This is a genomic window from Dactylosporangium sp. NPDC051541, assembly GCF_044454505.1.
In the GTDB taxonomy this organism is placed as follows: domain Bacteria; phylum Actinomycetota; class Actinomycetes; order Mycobacteriales; family Micromonosporaceae; genus Dactylosporangium.
The window spans coordinates 21,004-37,085 of sequence record NZ_JBITDU010000032.1 but is presented as its reverse complement, the minus strand read 5'-3'; the positions used below and the strand labels follow the sequence as shown (position 1 = coordinate 37,085).

Sequence of the window (16,082 nt, the reverse complement as noted above, 5' to 3'; positions counted from 1 at the left end):
GACGGGCGTTTCGCCAGGTGGCGGGGCGCCGGTGGTCAGGCGCGAGGTTGGCAGACTTTCGGCGGATCGTCCGCGTGAGCGGATACCTCCGCCGGCACAACATATATTGCGGTGCCCCCGTGTGGCTGCGTTGCTACGCGCCCGGGAGCACCAGAACTGGAGAACGTCCGCATGTTCGACAACGAGTCGGCGAGCGGCGAGACCACCGGCGAAGAGCCGGTGGCTGCTGCCGCAGCCAGCGAAGACGAGACCACCGCACCCGTGCGGCGCACGCGCCGCCGGACCACCAAGGCCGCCGCCGAGGCGCCGGCCGCCGAGGAGCAACCGGCCGAGCCTCCGGCCGAAGAGCCGGCTCCAACCACCACCCGCCGCCGGCGGAAGGTGACGCCGGCCGCCGAAAGCCCTGAAAGCGGCGAGTCCGGACAGCAGGCACTTCCGCTGGACGAACCGCCCGCACCGGTCAAGGCCACCCGGACCCGGCGTAGCCGGGCCAAGGTCCTCGAGCCCGAGCCGGTGATCGAGCCGGAGCCGCTGCCCGTCGCGGAGGCCGAGGAAGAAGAGCCGCTGGCCGAGGAGTTCGCGGCCGAGGAGGCCGAGGCCGACTCCGACACGCCCGAGGAGCTCGAGCCCCTGGTCGTAGAGGAAGAGGAGCCGCCGCCGGCCCGCCGCGGCCGCCGCGCCGCCCCCGTGCAGCTGCTGTTCATGCCGCCCAGCGAGCAGGTCGCACCCCTGCGGGCCGAACGCGCCCCGATTGCCGAGCGCGCCCCGTTCGCCGAACGTGCCCCGATCACCGAGCGGGCCACCGAAGACGAGGACGTCGCCGAGGAGGAGCCGGTCAGCCGGGGCCGCCGGCGGCGCCGGGGCCGGGCCGCGGCCGAGGACGCCGTGGCCGAGGCGCCGGTCGAGGCCGTCGAGGCGGCCGTGGAGACCGACGACGAGGCCGAGACCGACGAGGACGACGACGAGGACGGCTTCGACGCCAGCGGCCGACGCCGCCGCCGGCGGGGCCGCCGCGGCCGGGGCCGCGGCCGGGGCACCGCCGGTGACGAGTTCGACGAGGGCGAGCCCGGCGCCGAGGCCGAGGGCGAGGAGGCCGCCGGCGACGACGAGCCCGAGGCCGTGGCCGACGAGGAGGGCGAGGACGACGGCGAGGGCCTGACCCGCCGCCGGCGCCGGCGGCGGCGCAAGGGCGCCGCCGACACCGAGGTCGGCGACGACCCGCACGTGGTCGTCAAGATCCGGGAGCCGCGGGCCACCACCACCACGCGCGACCGCGACGAGGTCCAGGGCGTCTCCGGCTCGACCCGGCTGGAGGCCAAGCGCCAGCGCCGCCGGGACGGCCGCGAGCAGCGCCGCACCCGCCCGCCGATCCTCAGCGAGAGCGAGTTCCTGGCCCGCCGCGAGGCCGTCGACCGCACCATGGTCATCCGGCAGAAGAACGACCGCACGCAGATCGCCGTGCTCGAGGACAAGGTGCTGGTCGAGCACTACGTCACCCGGGCGTCGTCGAGCTCGATGGTCGGCAACGTCTACCTCGGCCGGGTCCAGAACGTGCTGCCCAGCATGGAGGCCGCGTTCGTCGACATCGGCCGCGGCCGCAACGCCGTGCTCTACGCCGGTGAGGTCAACTGGGACGCCACCGGGCTGGACGGGCGGGGCCGCACCATCGAGCAGGCGCTGAAGTCCGGCGACTCGGTGCTCGTGCAGGTCACCAAGGACCCCATCGGCACCAAGGGGGCCCGGCTCACCAGCCACATCGCGCTGTCCGGGCGGCACCTGGTCTACGTGCCGCACGGCAACGCCTCCGGCATCAGCCGCAAGCTCTCCGACGTGGAGCGCAAGCGCCTCCGCGACGTGCTCAAGAACCTCGTGCCCGACGGCGCCGGCGTGATCGTGCGCACCGCGGCCGAGGGTGCCTCCGAGGACGACCTCGAGCGCGACGTCACGCGGCTGCAGGCGCAGTGGGAGGCAATCCAGGAGAAGTCCCGCGGCAGCAGCGCCCCGGCCCCGCTCTACGAGGAGCCCGAGCTCGTCGTGCGGGTGGTCCGGGACCTGTTCAACGAGGACTTCCGCGAGCTGGTCATCCAGGGCACCGACGCCTACGAGTCGGTCGCGCCCTACCTGTCGCACGTCTCGCCCGACCTGGTCGACCGGGTCCGGCGCTACACCGGCATCGGCGACGTCTTCGCCGACCTGCGCATCGACGAGCAGCTGATCAAGGCGCTGGACCGGCGGGTCTTCCTGCCCTCCGGCGGCAGCCTGGTCATCGACCGCACCGAGGCCATGACCGTCGTGGACGTCAACACCGGCAAGTACACCGGGGCCGGCGGCAACCTCGAGGAGACGGTCACCCGCAACAACCTCGAGGCGGCCGAGGAGATCGTGCACCAGCTCCGGCTGCGCGACCTCGGCGGCATCATCGTCATCGACTTCATCGACATGGTCCTGGAGTCCAACCGCGATCTGGTGCTGCGCCGGCTGACCGAGTGCCTGGGCCGGGACCGGACCAAGCACCAGGTCACCGAGATCACCTCGCTCGGCCTGGTCCAGATGACCCGCAAGCGGGTCGGGCAGGGCCTCCTCGAAGCCTTCAGCGAGACCTGTGAGGTCTGCAAGGGCCGCGGCCTGATCATCCACACCGAGCCGATCCCGGAGAAGCGGGGCGGCGGCGGTGGGGGTGGCGGCAACGGCGGCGGTGGCAACGGCGGGGGCGGGCACAACCACGCGGTGGCCAAGGTCGCCTCGGCCACGTCCGCGCCCGGCGTCAGCAGCGGCGTGGAGGAGGCCGACGCGCCCGCGCCGCGCAGCCGCCGCCGGGGCCGGCGCGGGGCCACCGCGGTCGCCGAGGAGGAGACGGCCGAGGCCGCGACCGCCGAGCCGGCCGAGGAGGACGAGGGGTTCACCCCCATCGCCTCCGAGGACGATCCGGACAACGTCGAGGACGAGGACGAAGAGGGCAACGGCAACGGGGCCCGCCGCCGCACTCGCCGGGGTGGCGTTCGCCGCCGGACCCGGCCCTGATTTGGGGAGTGCGCCATGCGTGGCGTACTCTCTTCAAAGCGCACTTTTGTGCGCGGGGTCTTTCGCGTGCCTGTAGAGCTTTGGGGTGCGCGGTGCCGACCGACCAGCCCGCCAGAGCTACGACAGGAGTCCGCGTCCCATGTACGCGATCGTCAAGACCGGCGGCAAGCAGTACAAGGTCGCCGAGGGCGATGTGATCGAGGTCGAGAAGCTCGCGGGCGAGCCGGGCGATGCGCTGACGCTCTCCGCTGTCCTGCTTGTCGACGGCGATGACCTCATCACCGACGCGGCCAAGCTTGCCGGCTCCGCGGTGACCGCAGAGGTCGTCGCGCACACCAAGGGTCCGAAGATCCGGATCCACAAGTTCAAGAACAAGACCGGCTACCACAAGCGCCAGGGTCACCGCCAGCCGCTGACCCAGGTGAAGGTCACCGGCATCTCCACCGGGAAGTAGGGCAAGCGCGATGGCACACAAAAAGGGTGCGTCCAGCTCGCGAAACGGGCGCGACTCCGCCGCCCAGCGGCTCGGCGTGAAGCGGTTCGGTGGCCAGCTGGTCAACGCCGGCGAGATCATCATCCGCCAGCGCGGCACCAAGTTCCACCCGGGCGACCTGGTCGGCCGCGGTGGCGACGACACGCTGTTCGCACTGGCGCCGGGTCACGTGACCTTCGGCACCAAGCGCGGCCGCAAGACGGTCAGCATCACACCGCCGACGGTTTCCGCGTCGGCCGAGGGCTGATTCAGTAGCTTTTCGCGGCGGGCAGGGCATGAAAGTGCCTCGCCCGCCGTTGCTGTTTCTCGGGCCTTGCTTTTGCGGGCCGTCAGGGCCCGCTTGTTCTGACCGCATTTATCGCGGATCTGGCAGGGAGGCGCCCCAGCGCCGACCGGTGTCTGGCGGGAGCAACGGTCGCGCCCACGGCGCGCCCGAGCCATGGTTCTTTGCATTTGAAGGGTGTTTGCTGTGACTTCGTTCGTTGACCGGGCCGTGCTGCATGTGAAGGCCGGCGACGGCGGGCACGGCTGTGTATCCATTCACCGAGAGAAGTTCAAGCCTTTCGGTGGACCTGACGGCGGCGACGGGGGGCATGGGGGCAGCGTGACGCTCGTCGTCGATCCCGGAGTACACACGCTGCTTGATTTTCACTTCCACCCGCACCAGAAGGCGCCCAAGGGTGCCGGGGGAGCCGGGAACGACCGGGACGGGGCCAACGGCGCCACGCTCGAGCTGAGGGTGCCCGACGGCACCGTCGTGCAGAGCATGGACGGTGAGGTGCTCGCCGACCTTGTGGGCGCCGGGACGAAGTTCGAGCTCGCCCGCGGCGGGCGCGGCGGGCGCGGGAACGCCTCCCTCGCGAACACCAAGCGCAAGGCCCCCGGCTTCGCCGAGCTCGGCGAGCCCGGCGAGGAGATCGACGTCGTGCTCGAGCTCAAGAGCGTCGCCGACGTCGGGCTCGTGGGGTTTCCGTCGGCCGGGAAGTCGTCGCTGATCGCGGCCATCTCCGCGGCCCGGCCCAAGATCGCCGACTACCCGTTCACGACGCTCGTGCCCAACCTCGGGGTCGTGCAGGCCGGTGACGAGACGTTCACCGTCGCCGACGTGCCCGGGCTCATCCCCGGCGCGGCCACCGGCAAGGGGCTGGGGCTGGAGTTCCTCCGGCACATCGAGCGCACCTCGGTCCTGGCCCACATCGTCGACACGGCGGCCCTGGAGACCGAGCGGGACCCGGTGTCGGACATCGACGCGATCGAGGCGGAGCTCAGCGCGTACGGGGGGCTGGAGGACCGGCCGCGGCTCGTCGTGCTGAACAAGATCGACGTGCCCGACGGGCGGGACCTGGCCGAGATCATGCGGCCCGAGCTGGAGGCCCGCGGCTACACCGTGCACCTGGTCAGCGCCGTCTCCCACGAAGGCCTGCGGGAGCTGACGTTCGCCCTGGCCGGGCTGGTCAAGGAGCACCGGCTGGCCACTCCCGCGCCGGAGCGGACCCGGATCGTGATCCGGCCCGTCGCCGTCGACGACAGCGGCTTCACCATCGACCGCGACGACGAGGGCGTGTTCGTGGTCCACGGCGGCGCCCCCGAGCGCTGGGTACGCCAGACGAACTTCGACAACGACGAGGCCGTCGGGTATCTTGCCGACCGCCTCGCCCGCCTCGGCGTCGAAACGGCGCTCAAGAAGGCGGGAGCGCAGCCCGGCGACCCCGTTCGCATTGGCCCTCGTGAATTCGACTGGCAGCCGAACCAGTTCGGCGAGGAGGAGTACGTGCCCGGCAACCGGGGCACTGACCACCGCGTCGAAGACCCCAACCAGCGCATCCGGGCGATCGACCGCAAGGCCATGCGGGCCGCGCGGCGCCGCCCGTATGAGGAACTTTCCGCCGCAGAGCCGGCCGGCAACGACGATTTTTGATCCGTCGCGCAACGCGAATTGCCTGGTAAGGGAAACATCCGGGAAATTTAGGGTGCGTACCGTCGGTCCATGTTGATCGAGCAACGTCCATCGGGCGACTCGGAGGTGATCGCGCTCGTCGTCGACCAGCAGGTCGAGCTGCGGGCGCGGGACGGTGGCCGGGAGGGCCACGTGTACGCGGTCGACGCGGCCGCCCGCTACCTGGTCGCGGTCGACGGCGAGGACGCCGTTGCGTGCGGTGCCATCCTCGCGCTGGACATCGACGCGGCCGAGGTGACCCGGCTCTACGTCCGCCCCGGTCATCGGGGCCGCGGGCTCGGCCGCCGCATGCTGGCCGCCCTGGAGGACCTCGCCGCGTCGCGCGGGCACCGGGTGCTGCGCCTGGAGGCCGGGGTCACCGCGCCCGAGGCCATCTCGCTGTTCCTGGGTGCCGGCTACCGGCCCATCCCGCGGTTCGGGCGCTACGTGAAGTATGAGGGCAGCCGCTGCTTCGAGAAGCGCTTCGACGACCCCGGGCGGGACGTGCGGGTGGTCCGTCGCGCCGCCCCGGACCTGGCCGTCACCGAGCTCGTGGCCCTCTCGGCCGACGAGACCGCGAACCGCTACAGCGACACCGGGGCCCGGGCGTTCCCGCTCGACCCGCGGGCCAAGTTCGTGGTCGCCACCGTCGACGGCGTCGGGGCCGGCTGCGGGGCCATCCAGCCGCTGGACGACCAGACGGTCGAGGTCAAGCGGATGTACGTGCGGCCGGCCTACCGCGGCAACGGCCTTGCCCGCCGGCTGCTGGCGGCGCTGGAGGACCTGGCCGCGGGCTCGCACTACCTGTTCATCCGACTCGAGACCGGCGCTCGGCAGCCGGAGTCGATCCGATTGTACGAATCGGCCGGTTACCGACCGATTCCGCCGTATGGGCCGTACGTACACAGCCCGCTCAGCCTGTGCTACGAAAAACTTGTGATTGCTCCCGAGCCCATCGCGTCCGAGCTTTCCTGAGGCTACTGTTCGATCGGTGGGGATCCTCGAGCGGTTGACCCGACCGGCCCGTTCTCCGCGGGAGCGCTTTGCCGACCAGGTGCTGGCCGAGCTGCGCAGAATCGGGTTCACCGACGCCGAATTCCGCCCGACCCAGTTCGCCATCGTGTGCGAATGCGGCCAGGACGCGTACAGCACATTATTCCTGTCGAAGGCCTTCTCGCAGTATCAGCGCAGCCACGGGGACCGCAAGCAGTTCGTGCGGGAGTTCGTGGCGCACAGCCTCGCACCGCCCGCGCAGCCGGAGACGTTCGCCGAGGCGCTGCCGGAGCTGCGCCTCGCCCTGCGGCACGCGGCCCGGGGGACCCGGACGCTGCGCCGGCCCGCACTGCCGCACCTGGACGAGGTCGTCCTGGTCGGCGACGTCCCGCTGGACATCGAGAGCCCGGCCCGCTGGGGTGTGAGCGCGGAGGAGATCTTCGCCGCCGCCCACCACCGGACCCTCGCCCGCGCCGAGCTGCCCGCTTCGGCAGGATTTTTTGGTCCATCGGTACTGCACGTGCCGGACTACGGTGGCGAGCAGCTGGTCTCCTGGGTCCTGCTGGAGGGCTGGCTGGCCGAGCTCGACGAGCAGGTCGGCGGCCGGGCCGTCGCGTTCCTGCCCAGCACGCTGATGCTGCTCGTGTGCGCCGACGAGCCGCGCCTGGTCGAGCAGCTCTACGAGCTCGCCGCCGACGAATACGCGCGCACGCCGCGGCCGCTGTCGCCGATGGCCTACACGACCGACGACGACGGGCGCGTGGTGCCGTTCCTGCCCGACCGGGGCCACCCGGCCTATCCGGCGGCCGCGAAGGCCGTGCGGCGGCTCGCCGTGGACGTCGCCGAGCACCAGCGGCGGACCCTCGGCCGGCAACCGGGCGATCCGCACCTGGTCGAGGCCACCCTCGCCGCCCGGCCGGACGGCTCGGCGTTCACGTCCGCCCAGTGGACGGTCGGGACGCCGGCGCTGCTGCCCGCTGTGGATCTGGTGGGCGTGTCCGTGCCGGGCGAGCGGGGGTTCCACGTGCCGTGGGCGCTGCTGGTCGAGGCCGACCTGCTGGTCGAGGAGATCGACTACCGGCCGTCGCGCTTCAGCGTGGCCCTGGAGCCGTCGGCGGCGTCGCTCGGATATCTGCGGGAGCGGGCCGTCCGCTGGTGACGGGCTTCTTTGCCAGGCCCATCGCTTCCTTGACCCGCAGCACCGTGGCGTCGGCCCGGACCGCGGCGGCTTCGGCACCTTGAACGAGCGACTGTTCGATGTCGGCGTCGGTGAGCTCGTAGTAGCGCCGCTGGATGGGCTCGAGCAGGGCGATCACGGCGTCGGCGACATCGGATTTGAGTTGGCCGTAGCTTTGGTAATTTGTGGCGATCTGGGAGGGTTCCCGAGCGGTACAGGTGGCCAGTAGGTCGAGCAGGTTCGACACGCCCGGCTTGCGCTCCGGGTCGTAGGTGACCTCGGTGCCGGCGTCGGTGACGGCCCGCATGATCTTGCGGCGGAGCACGTCGGGCGGGTCGAGCAGGAAGAGCACGCCGTTGGTGCTCGCGTTCGTCTTGCCCATCTTCGCGGCCGGGTCGGCCAGGTCCGCCACCCGGGCCGCGACCTGCGGGTGCACGGCCTGCGGAACGGTGAGAACAGGCCCGTGCCGCTCGTTGAAGCGCAGGGCCAGGTCGCGGGTGAGCTCGACGTGCTGGCGCTGGTCGCGGCCGACCGGCACCTCGGTGATGTCGTGCAGCAGGATGTCCGCGGCCATGAGCACGGGGTAGGTCAGCAGACTCAGACGAGTACCACTGCCACCGCCTTTTTCTTTGAACTGAATCATCCGGTGTACTTCTCCGTAGCCGGCCGCGCATTCGAGGAGATAGTGCAGCTCGGTGTGGGCGGGCAGGTCGGACTGGCGGTACAGAACAGTGCGGTCCGGGTCCACGCCCGCCGCCAGCAGCAGGCCGGCGACCTGGCGGGTCAGTTCACGGAGCCGTTCGGGATCGTGCGGGACGGTCAGGGCGTGCAGATCGGCGACGAAGACGACGGTCGGCCGGTCCTGGCCCTGGACCGTGGGGCGGATCGCGCCCAGGTAGTTGCCGAGCTGCAGTGGGCCGGTGGGCTTGAAGCCGGAGATGCGACGGGTGGACATGGGTTCGTTCCCTCCTGATGGAGGGCCGCCGGTCCGGGCGTTGAGGTGCGCAAATGCCGAAGGCCGCCCGGTTGCGGGCGGCCCTGGTGTCTGGCTGGGGTTGTCGCGATGCGCGCGAAGTCAGGCCGCCCCTATGGGGCGCGCCAGCTGTTCGAACGGACGGTGCGCGACGACATGGCCCAATAGTAGCAGCGGGGGGTGTTTGTCAAATTTGGTGGGGGCGTTGCTGGCCCCTCCCAAGCGGGGTTTTGTCGTGTTGGCTTGTGGGACGGGGGATGGTGATCGACGGGGGAGGTAGCTGTGGAGGATGTTGCATTCACTGAAGACCGGGCCTGGCTGCGGCTGGAGTGCCCGGGGTGCCGGGGCTGGCTCGGCATACCGGCGGCCGTGCCGCGCGGGCCGGCGGCCGAGCGGGTGGCGCGGCGGATCGACGCGTTCACTCACCGGCACCGGGCCTGCGGGCGGCGGCCGTGATGCGGGTGCGGCAGTTCCGGCTGCTCGTGGCCGGGCCGCCGGCCGACGAGGCCGCGGATGCGCTGTTCGCGCGGGCCGACGACCTGTGCGTGGAGGTGCTGCCGGGCGGCGGGGCGCTGCCGGTCACACCGTCGCTGCCGACCGGCGCGGCGGCGGACTCCGGGTGGGTGGGCTGGGTGGCGTTCGACCGGCCGGCGCCCACGTTCATCGACGCCGTGGTGTCCGCGGTGCGTGACCTGGACGTGGCCGGGCTCGGGATCGCCGCCGTCATGGCCGACGACTCCCTGGTCACGGTCGAGACCATCGCCGAGCGGTTCGACCGGGCCCTCACCGCGGTGCGGGGCTGGGAGTTGCCGGCGCCGGTCGGGCCGCACCCGCGGCGGCCCGTCTACGACTGGTCCGAGGTCGCGGAGCGGTGGCCACTGCCCGGGGGCGTCGACGAGGAGGCGGCCTTGGAGGCGGTCTCGCTCACGCTGCGGGTGCGCGCGCTGGCGCCGCGGCTGGAGCGGATGACGCCGCTGCGGTCGCTGCTCTGAGCGATTGTTCGGTTGGCTGTGGTGAACGTTTCGTGGTGAACGTTTTTTGTGGTGGGCGTGCTCAGACGTCGAACTCGCCGTCTTTGGCGCCCGCCACGAAAGCGTCCCACTCGTCCTGGGTGAAGACCAGGATGGGGCTGCTCGGGTCGGCGCCGTTGCGCAGGCCGATGAGATCGTCGACGAACGCCACCTCGACGCGGCTGCCGTGGCTGTCGCCGGGGGCCGAGCGCCACTCGGCGCGGGCACTGTCGAAGTCGCCCTTGGGGTGGGACATCGTCATGGGCGTCACCGTACCGCTTACCGACCGTGTTCGGCTCACCCGGGCGCGGCCCGTGCCGGTGCTCGCTCTTCAGGCTCGCTCTTTAGGGTGATGCTTGGCACTGCGCCGGTTCCGATCTCTGATCATTACGATGCGGTGATGCGTGTTGGCATCATGGGCGGCACCTTCGACCCGATCCACCACGGGCACCTCGTGGCGGCGAGCGAGGTGGCCGGCCGGTTCGCGCTCGACCAGGTGGTGTTCGTCCCGACCGGGGAGCCCTGGCAGAAGAGCGAGGTCGCAGTCAGCCCGGCCGAAGATCGCTACCTCATGACGGTCATCGCGACCGCCTCCAACCCCCGCTTCACCGTCAGCCGGGTCGATATCGACCGCGGCGGGCCCACGTACACCGTGGACACGCTGCGCGATTTACGGGCTGCATACGGTACCGATGCCGAAATGTTCTTCATCACGGGCGCCGATGCGTTGGGCAAGATCCTCTCGTGGAAGGACGCGGCCGACCTGTTCGCGCTCGCGCATTTCGTCGGCGTGACCCGGCCCGGCTTCGACCTGAGCGCCGAACATCTGCCGGCCGACACGGTCAGCCTGGTGCAGGTCCCGGCCATGGCGATCTCCTCCACCGACTGCCGGCGGCGGGTCGAGGAGGGCAAGCCGGTCTGGTATCTGGTGCCCGACGGGGTGGTGCAGTACATCGCTAAGCGAGGTTTGTACCGAAAAGTCGACAACATCTGAGAAGCAAAATGTCGTACCCGGGCTCTAGGCTTGGGAGTAGCCCGGGAGCGTTGTCCGGGATGGTTCGACGAAGGGAGACCGGTGCCCGCCACTGAGCGTGCTGTAGAGCTGGCGCTCGCCGCCGCGCAGGCGGCCGCCGACAAGAAGGCCGAGGACATCATGATCCTCGACGTGGCCGACCAGCTGGTCATCACTGACGCCTTCCTGATCGCCTCGGCGCCCAACGAGCGCCAGGTCCTGTCGATCGTGGACGCGATCGAGGAGCGGCTGACCGAGCTGCCGGAGAAGGCGAAGCCGGTGCGCCGCGAGGGCGAGCGCGGAGGGCGGTGGGTGCTGCTGGACTACGTCGACATCGTGGTGCACGTGCAGCACACCGAGGAGCGCGAGTTCTACGCGCTGGACCGCCTGTGGAAGGACTGCCCGCAGATCGAGTTCGTCGATCGCGACCTGCCTGCCACCGCGTGACCGGTCCGGAGCGAAGCGGAGTGGCCGGGCGCCGGGGGACGGTCGCCGTGTCGGAGCCGGAGCTTGCGGAGGCCACGGCATGACGGTGCTGGTTCTTTGGCGGCACGGTCAGACGGAGTGGAACGCGAACCGGCGGATTCAGGGGCAGACCGACACGTCCCTGTCTTCGATCGGGCTCGCGCAGGCGGCGGAGAGTGCCCCGCGCGTGGCCGCCATGCGGCCGACCGTGCTCGTCTCCAGTGACCTGCAGCGTGCTTCCACGACGGCGGCGGCCCTGACCGCGCTGACCGGGTTGGCCGCGTCCTACGACTCGCGGCTGCGGGAGCGCGGCTTCGGTGAGTGGGAGGGGCTCGACCATCCGGCCGCCAGTGCCCGCTGGCCCGAGGCGTTCGCGCGGTGGCGGTCGGGCGAAGAGGTCGAGGCGGCGGGGGTCGAGGAGACCGGTGCGGTGGCCAAGCGGATGGCGGCCGCGCTGCTGGAGGCCGTGGACGCGGCCGGGCCGGACGCTGTCGTCGTGGCGGCCACGCACGGGGCGGCGGCTCGGCTGGCGGCGGTGGCATTGCTGGAGTGGCCGTTGACCTATGCGTCCACGTTCGCGCCGCTGCACAACTGTCACCGGACCGTGCTGCGGCGGGATCCCCGGCGGGGTTGGATGCTCGAGGCGCACAACCTGCCGTGATCGCGGCCCGGAACCGATCCGGGCGGTCTAGCGTCGAAGGTGTCATGAGGTTTGTAGCGCTGATCGTCGGTGGCGGGCTCCTGGTCGGGGGGCTCGCCGGATGTGGTTCGACCTCGTCGCCGGTCACCGGGCCGCCGCCCGTCGTCGCGTCTTCCGGTGCGCCGTCGCTGTCGCCGGCGCCTTCGTCTTCGCCGGGGGCTGGATCAGCGGAGGTCTCGCTCCGGGGGGTCGTGAAAGACGGCGTGGAGCCTGGGTGCGTCCTGCTGGCCACCGCTGAACAGGAGACATATCTGCTGGTCGGCGGGGACAAGACGGCACTGCGCACCGGCACGACGGTGACCGTCTACGGTCGGCCCGAGCCCGGCCTCATGAGCACCTGCCAGCAGGGGACTCCGTTCCGGGTTACCCGAGTGGAGAACTGACCGGCTACCGTGCCGTCATGACCCGCCCCGCTGTCGCCGTGGTCACCGACTCGACCGCGTATCTGCCGCCGCTGCCCGCCACCGCCGCGGGCGGGCGCCTCACCGTCGTACCGCTGGCCGTGGTCGTCAACGGCGTACCGGGCCTGGAAACCGTCGACGTCGACTCCGCGACCGTGGCCGAGGCCCTCAACGCCCGCCGGGTCGCCGTCACCACGTCCCGGCCCTCGCCCGACGCCTTCTCGACTGTCTACCGCGAGCTGCTCGACTCGGGGGCGTCGGCGGTGCTCTCGGTGCACCTGTCGGCCAAGCTCTCCGGCACCTATGAGGCGGCCTGCCTGGCCGCGGCCGAGTTCGACGGCAAGGTCGAGGTCATCGACACCCAGTCGACCGGCATGGGGCTGGGCTTCCCGGCCCTGGCGGCGGCGGACGCGGCGGCTTCAGGAGCAGAGCTGGCGGCGGTACGGTCGGCGGCCGAGGACGCGGCCGCCCGCACCACGACGCTGTTCTACGTCGACACGCTGGAGTTCCTGCGGCGCGGCGGGCGGATCGGGGCGGCGGCCGCGCTGCTGGGGACGGCGCTCTCGGTGAAGCCGATCCTGCACGCCTCGGAGCAGGGGGTGGTGGTGCGGGAGAAGGTGCGCACGGCCAGTCGCGCCCTCGCCCGGCTGGTGGATATCGCGGTCGAGTCGGCGGGGTCGTCGGATGTCGATGTCGCGGTGCACCATCTGGTGGCTCCGGATCGGGCGGATGCGCTGCTCACGACGCTGAAGGAGCGACTTGGTGAGCGGCTTCGCGGTGCTTATCTGACCGAGGTCGGTGCGGTTGTCGGGGCTCATGTCGGCCCTGGCATGGTCGCCGTCGTGGTGCACCGGGTGTAGTTATCCCCAGGTTTTTCCACAGGCTTGGCGAGTTATCCACAGGGGTCGAGCGGGGTGGCGGCGGGTCGGCCTAGCCTGCTCGCATGTTGCGCGTCGAGGATGAACTCCGGGTCACCGAGCTGCCCAAACGTGATGATGACTATCCATGGGATGAGGCCTTCCAGGAGCGGCGAAGACCCTTGGCCGCCTTCGATCCGGGGCGGCCCGGGTGGCGGGTGCTGCTGGCCGTAGCCGTGGTCGTGGTGGTCGGCGCGGCCGGGCTGTTCTGGTGGAAGCGGCCCCAGGTGAGCGCGGCGCCGCCGGTCGGGGCGGTGTCGGCGGCGGGGCCGAGCGCCGCGCCTTCGCCGGTCGTGCTGATCGTGTCGGTCACCGGGAAGGTCAACCGGCCCGGGCTCGTGCGGCTGCCGGCCGGGTCACGGGTGGCGGACGCCATCGAAGCGGCCGGCGGGGTGGCGAACGGCGTGGACCTCGCCGGGCTCAACCTCGCGCGCAAGGTGGTCGACGGGGAGATGATCGCCGTCGGCATCACGCCGCCGCCCGCCGCGGCCGCCGGGCCCACGGGCGGCGGGCTGGTCGACCTCAACACCGCCTCCGTCGCGGATCTGCGGACGTTGCCCGGGATCGGGGAGGTGCTGGCCCAGCGGATCATCGACTACCGCGAGGCGCACGGCGGCTTCCGGGCCGTCACCGACCTGCGGCAGGTCGAAGGCATCGGAGACGCCAAGTTCAAGCAGCTCAAGGACCGCGTGACGGTATGAACGCGGACCTTCGGCTGGCCGGTGCGGCGGTGGGGTGCTGGCTCGCGGCCATCGGATCGCTGTTCCTGCCCGCCGGGGGCGGATGGGCCCTCGCCGGGGCCGCGCTGCTGGTGGCGGTCGTGCGGCCCGGCGGCGGGGCCAGGTGGGTGGTCGCGGCGATCGCCGCCGGGGTGGCCTGCGGGTCGGCGGCGACCGCGGCCCGGATCGGCGAGCGGGACGCGGAGCCGCTGCACGGGCTGGCCGCCCGGCACGCCACGGTCGCGGTCGGGCTGCGGATCACCGACGATCCGCGGCTCGGCCGGGCGCACATCGGGCGGGACGCGACGGTCGTGGTGCCGGCCCGGCTGGAGTGGGTCGACCTGGACGACGGGCGGCGGGTCACCCTCTCCGCCCGGGTGCTGGTGCTGGCCGACGACCGCGGCTGGCTCGGGCTGCTGCCGGGGCAGGCGGCCGAAGCCTCGGCCCGGCTGTCGCCGGCCGGGGGCGGGGACCTCCAGGCGGCGCTGCTCTCGGTCGGGTCGGGGCCGCGGCTCGTCGGGGTGGCGCCTTGGGCGCAGCGGGCGGCCGGGGCGCTGCGATCGGGGCTGCAGCGGGCCTGCGCGGGGCTGCCGGCCGAGCCCGGCGGGCTGCTGCCGGGGCTGGTGGTCGGGGACACCAGCCGGCTCGACCCGGAGCTGGCGGCCGACTTCCGTACCACCGGGCTGACGCATTTGACGGCTGTATCCGGGGCGAATCTGGCGATCGTGGTCGGGCTGGTGCTGGTGCTCGTGCGGTGGTGCCGGGCCGGGCCGCGGGTGGCGGCGGTCGTCTGCGTGCTGGCCATCGCCGGGTTCGTGGTGCTCGTGCGGCCCTCGCCGAGCGTCCTGCGGGCCGCCGCCATGGGCGGGCTGGCGCTGGTGGCACTGGCCCTCGGGCGGCCGCGGGCGGCGCTGCCGTCGCTGGCCGCCGGGGTCCTCGGGCTGGTCGTCATCGACCCGTCGCTCGCCGTCGACGCCGGGTTCGCGCTCTCGGCGCTGGCCACCGGTGGGCTGGTGCTCATCGCGCCGCGGTGGAGTGCGGCGCTGCAGGAAAAGGGCTGGTCGGCGGCCGCGGCGGAGGCGGTCGCCGTGCCCGCGGCCGCGCAGGCCGCGTGCGCGCCCGTCATCGCGGCGATCTCGGCGACGGTCAGCCTCACCACGGTGCCGGCAAACCTGCTGGCGGCGCCAGCGGTGGCTCCGGCGACGGTGGCTGGGATCGTTTCGGCGATACTGTCACCGCTGCTTCCAACGCTGGCGGCGTTCGCGGCCTGGATCGCGTCGTGGCCGGCGCGGTGGCTGGTGCTCGTCGCGCACGTCGGGGCCGATGTGCCGGCGGGGCTGCTGCCCTGGCCCGGCGGGGTGGCGGGCGGGCTGCTGCTCAGTGCGCTGGTCGCGGCCGTGCTGATCGGGTTCCGGTGGCCGGTGGTGCGGCGCTGGGTGCTGGTGGTGGCCGTGGCGGCCGTCCTCGGGGCGGTGCCGGTCCGGTTCCTGGCCGCCGGCTGGCCGCCGCCCGGGTGGCTGGTCGTCGCCTGTGACGTCGGGCAGGGCGACGCCCTCGCCGTGGCCGCCGGGCCGGGTGCGGCCGTGGTGGTCGACGCCGGGCCGGAGCCGGAGGCCGTCGACGGGTGCCTGCGGCGGCTCGGGGTGCGGCAGGTGCCGTTGCTGGTCATCAGCCACTTCCACGTGGATCACGTCGGCGGGCTCGACGGGGTGCTGCGCGGGCGGTCGGTCGGCGGGCTCCTCGCACCCGCGTTCACCGAGCCGGCTGCGACCCGATCGGCCGTGCTGGCCCGCGGTATGCCGCCGGTGACCGGTGCGGCCGCGGGGTCGACGCTGCTCGTGGGCGGGGTGCGGATCGAGGTCCTCGGGCCGATACGGGCCGTCACCGGGACCAACTCCGACCCCAACAACAACTCGCTGGTGCTGGCGGTCACCACCGGCGGGTTCCGGGTGTTGCTGACCGGAGACGCGGAAAACGAGGAGCAGCTCAGCCTGCTGGCCGAGGCCGGCCTCCTGCGGGCCGACGTGCTCAAGGTCGCGCACCACGGCTCCAGCTACCAGGAGGCCGCCTTCCTGGATGCCGTCAATCCGCGGGTCGCCCTGGTCAGCGTGGGTGTGGGCAACACCTACGGGCACCCCAGCGCGGTGGTGCTGGCCCGGCTCGCGCGGGGCGGTGCGCGGGTGCTGCGTACCGACCGGTCCGGGGATCTCGCGGTGCTGCGGGACGGGGACGGTCGGCTCGCGGTCGCGGCCCGGGGAGCGTGAC

At 72.4% G+C, this 16,082-nt stretch carries 17 protein-coding genes; 15 read left to right on the top strand and 2 right to left on the bottom strand.

Features of this window, described 5'->3' with window-relative positions; translation table 11 throughout:
- Positions 1–171: 171 nt before the first annotated feature.
- From ACIA8L_RS54770 to ACIA8L_RS54745, 6 genes are all read left to right on the top strand, one after another.
- Positions 172–3,021: an Rne/Rng family ribonuclease gene (locus ACIA8L_RS54770; RefSeq protein ID WP_395917999.1), complete on the top strand. Its 2,850-nt coding sequence runs from the start codon at positions 172–174 to the stop codon at positions 3,019–3,021.
- 139 nt (positions 3,022–3,160) lie between these two features.
- Positions 3,161–3,475, top strand: a complete 315-nt coding sequence (gene rplU, locus ACIA8L_RS54765) for a 50S ribosomal protein L21 (RefSeq protein ID WP_395917997.1) — start codon at positions 3,161–3,163, stop codon at positions 3,473–3,475.
- Positions 3,476–3,485: 10 nt separating this feature from the next.
- Positions 3,486–3,761 carry a 50S ribosomal protein L27 gene (gene rpmA / locus ACIA8L_RS54760; RefSeq protein ID WP_395917996.1) on the top strand — a complete coding sequence of 92 codons (276 nt, stop codon included), beginning with the start codon at positions 3,486–3,488 and terminating at the stop codon, positions 3,759–3,761.
- Positions 3,762–3,983: 222 nt separating this feature from the next.
- Positions 3,984–5,432 carry a GTPase ObgE gene (gene obgE / locus ACIA8L_RS54755; protein WP_395917994.1) on the top strand — a complete coding sequence of 483 codons (1,449 nt, stop codon included), beginning with the start codon at positions 3,984–3,986 and terminating at the stop codon, positions 5,430–5,432.
- A 69-nt stretch (positions 5,433–5,501) separates the two neighbouring features.
- Positions 5,502–6,425: a GNAT family N-acetyltransferase gene (locus ACIA8L_RS54750; protein WP_395917993.1), complete on the top strand. Its 924-nt coding sequence runs from the start codon at positions 5,502–5,504 to the stop codon at positions 6,423–6,425.
- A gap of 16 nt (positions 6,426–6,441) precedes the next feature.
- Positions 6,442–7,602: a hypothetical protein gene (locus ACIA8L_RS54745; RefSeq protein ID WP_395917991.1), complete on the top strand. Its 1,161-nt coding sequence runs from the start codon at positions 6,442–6,444 to the stop codon at positions 7,600–7,602.
- Here ACIA8L_RS54745 and trpS read toward each other — a convergent pair.
- A complete protein-coding gene (gene trpS / locus ACIA8L_RS54740) occupies positions 7,535–8,575 on the bottom strand; it encodes a tryptophan--tRNA ligase (protein WP_395917989.1) in 1,041 nt (346 codons plus the stop codon). The genes ACIA8L_RS54745 and trpS overlap by 68 nt on opposite strands.
- 300 nt (positions 8,576–8,875) lie before the next feature.
- Between trpS and ACIA8L_RS54735 the strand changes: the two genes are divergently transcribed.
- Positions 8,876–9,049 (top strand): hypothetical protein, encoded by a 174-nt coding sequence (locus ACIA8L_RS54735; RefSeq protein WP_395917988.1) that lies wholly within the window; start codon positions 8,876–8,878, stop codon positions 9,047–9,049.
- 5 nt (positions 9,050–9,054) lie between these two features.
- The gene (locus ACIA8L_RS54730) at positions 9,055–9,585 is read left to right on the top strand and encodes a hypothetical protein (protein WP_395917986.1); all 531 of its coding nucleotides are present in this window, start codon (positions 9,055–9,057) and stop codon (positions 9,583–9,585) included.
- A 61-nt stretch (positions 9,586–9,646) separates the two neighbouring features.
- On the opposite strand, the gene ACIA8L_RS54725 is transcribed toward ACIA8L_RS54730, so the two are convergent.
- The gene (locus ACIA8L_RS54725; RefSeq protein WP_395918030.1) at positions 9,647–9,859 is read right to left on the bottom strand and encodes a DUF397 domain-containing protein; all 213 of its coding nucleotides are present in this window, start codon (positions 9,857–9,859) and stop codon (positions 9,647–9,649) included.
- A gap of 144 nt (positions 9,860–10,003) precedes the next feature.
- Between ACIA8L_RS54725 and nadD the strand changes: the two genes are divergently transcribed.
- From nadD to ACIA8L_RS54690, 7 genes are all read left to right on the top strand, one after another.
- Positions 10,004–10,597 carry a nicotinate-nucleotide adenylyltransferase gene (gene nadD, locus ACIA8L_RS54720; RefSeq protein WP_395918028.1) on the top strand — a complete coding sequence of 198 codons (594 nt, stop codon included), beginning with the start codon at positions 10,004–10,006 and terminating at the stop codon, positions 10,595–10,597.
- An 81-nt stretch (positions 10,598–10,678) separates the two neighbouring features.
- Positions 10,679–11,062, top strand: a complete 384-nt coding sequence (rsfS, locus tag ACIA8L_RS54715) for a ribosome silencing factor (protein ID WP_395917984.1) — start codon at positions 10,679–10,681, stop codon at positions 11,060–11,062.
- A 79-nt stretch (positions 11,063–11,141) separates the two neighbouring features.
- Positions 11,142–11,741 (top strand): histidine phosphatase family protein, encoded by a 600-nt coding sequence (locus ACIA8L_RS54710; protein WP_395917982.1) that lies wholly within the window; start codon positions 11,142–11,144, stop codon positions 11,739–11,741.
- 44 nt (positions 11,742–11,785) lie between these two features.
- Complete coding sequence (locus tag ACIA8L_RS54705; protein WP_395917980.1) at positions 11,786–12,163, top strand: hypothetical protein; 378 nt, start codon at positions 11,786–11,788, stop codon at positions 12,161–12,163.
- A gap of 17 nt (positions 12,164–12,180) precedes the next feature.
- On the top strand, positions 12,181–13,041 hold the full coding sequence (locus ACIA8L_RS54700) for a DegV family protein (protein ID WP_395917979.1): 861 nt from the start codon (positions 12,181–12,183) through the stop codon (positions 13,039–13,041).
- An 83-nt stretch (positions 13,042–13,124) separates the two neighbouring features.
- The gene (locus tag ACIA8L_RS54695; RefSeq protein ID WP_395917977.1) at positions 13,125–13,799 is read left to right on the top strand and encodes a helix-hairpin-helix domain-containing protein; all 675 of its coding nucleotides are present in this window, start codon (positions 13,125–13,127) and stop codon (positions 13,797–13,799) included.
- Entirely contained in the window at positions 13,796–16,081 is a 2,286-nt protein-coding gene (locus tag ACIA8L_RS54690) for a DNA internalization-related competence protein ComEC/Rec2 (protein WP_395917976.1), read from the top strand. Before ACIA8L_RS54695 ends, ACIA8L_RS54690 begins: the two co-directional genes overlap by 4 nt.
- Position 16,082 lies beyond the last annotated feature (1 nt).

Coding starts and splice junctions, on each gene's coding strand:
- ACIA8L_RS54725 (WP_395918030.1), bottom strand. CDS start 9,859: ATGTCCCACCCCAAGGGCGACTTCGACAGTGCCCGCGCCGAGTGGCGC.
- rpmA (WP_395917996.1), top strand. CDS start 3,486: ATGGCACACAAAAAGGGTGCGTCCAGCTCGCGAAACGGGCGCGACTCC.
- trpS (WP_395917989.1), bottom strand. CDS start 8,575: ATGTCCACCCGTCGCATCTCCGGCTTCAAGCCCACCGGCCCACTGCAG.
- ACIA8L_RS54700 (WP_395917979.1), top strand. CDS start 12,181: ATGACCCGCCCCGCTGTCGCCGTGGTCACCGACTCGACCGCGTATCTG.
- ACIA8L_RS54710 (WP_395917982.1), top strand. CDS start 11,142: ATGACGGTGCTGGTTCTTTGGCGGCACGGTCAGACGGAGTGGAACGCG.
- ACIA8L_RS54770 (WP_395917999.1), top strand. CDS start 172: ATGTTCGACAACGAGTCGGCGAGCGGCGAGACCACCGGCGAAGAGCCG.
- nadD (WP_395918028.1), top strand. CDS start 10,004: ATGCGTGTTGGCATCATGGGCGGCACCTTCGACCCGATCCACCACGGG.
- rplU (WP_395917997.1), top strand. CDS start 3,161: ATGTACGCGATCGTCAAGACCGGCGGCAAGCAGTACAAGGTCGCCGAG.
- ACIA8L_RS54690 (WP_395917976.1), top strand. CDS start 13,796: ATGAACGCGGACCTTCGGCTGGCCGGTGCGGCGGTGGGGTGCTGGCTC.
- ACIA8L_RS54750 (WP_395917993.1), top strand. CDS start 5,502: ATGTTGATCGAGCAACGTCCATCGGGCGACTCGGAGGTGATCGCGCTC.
- ACIA8L_RS54705 (WP_395917980.1), top strand. CDS start 11,786: ATGAGGTTTGTAGCGCTGATCGTCGGTGGCGGGCTCCTGGTCGGGGGG.
- ACIA8L_RS54695 (WP_395917977.1), top strand. CDS start 13,125: ATGTTGCGCGTCGAGGATGAACTCCGGGTCACCGAGCTGCCCAAACGT.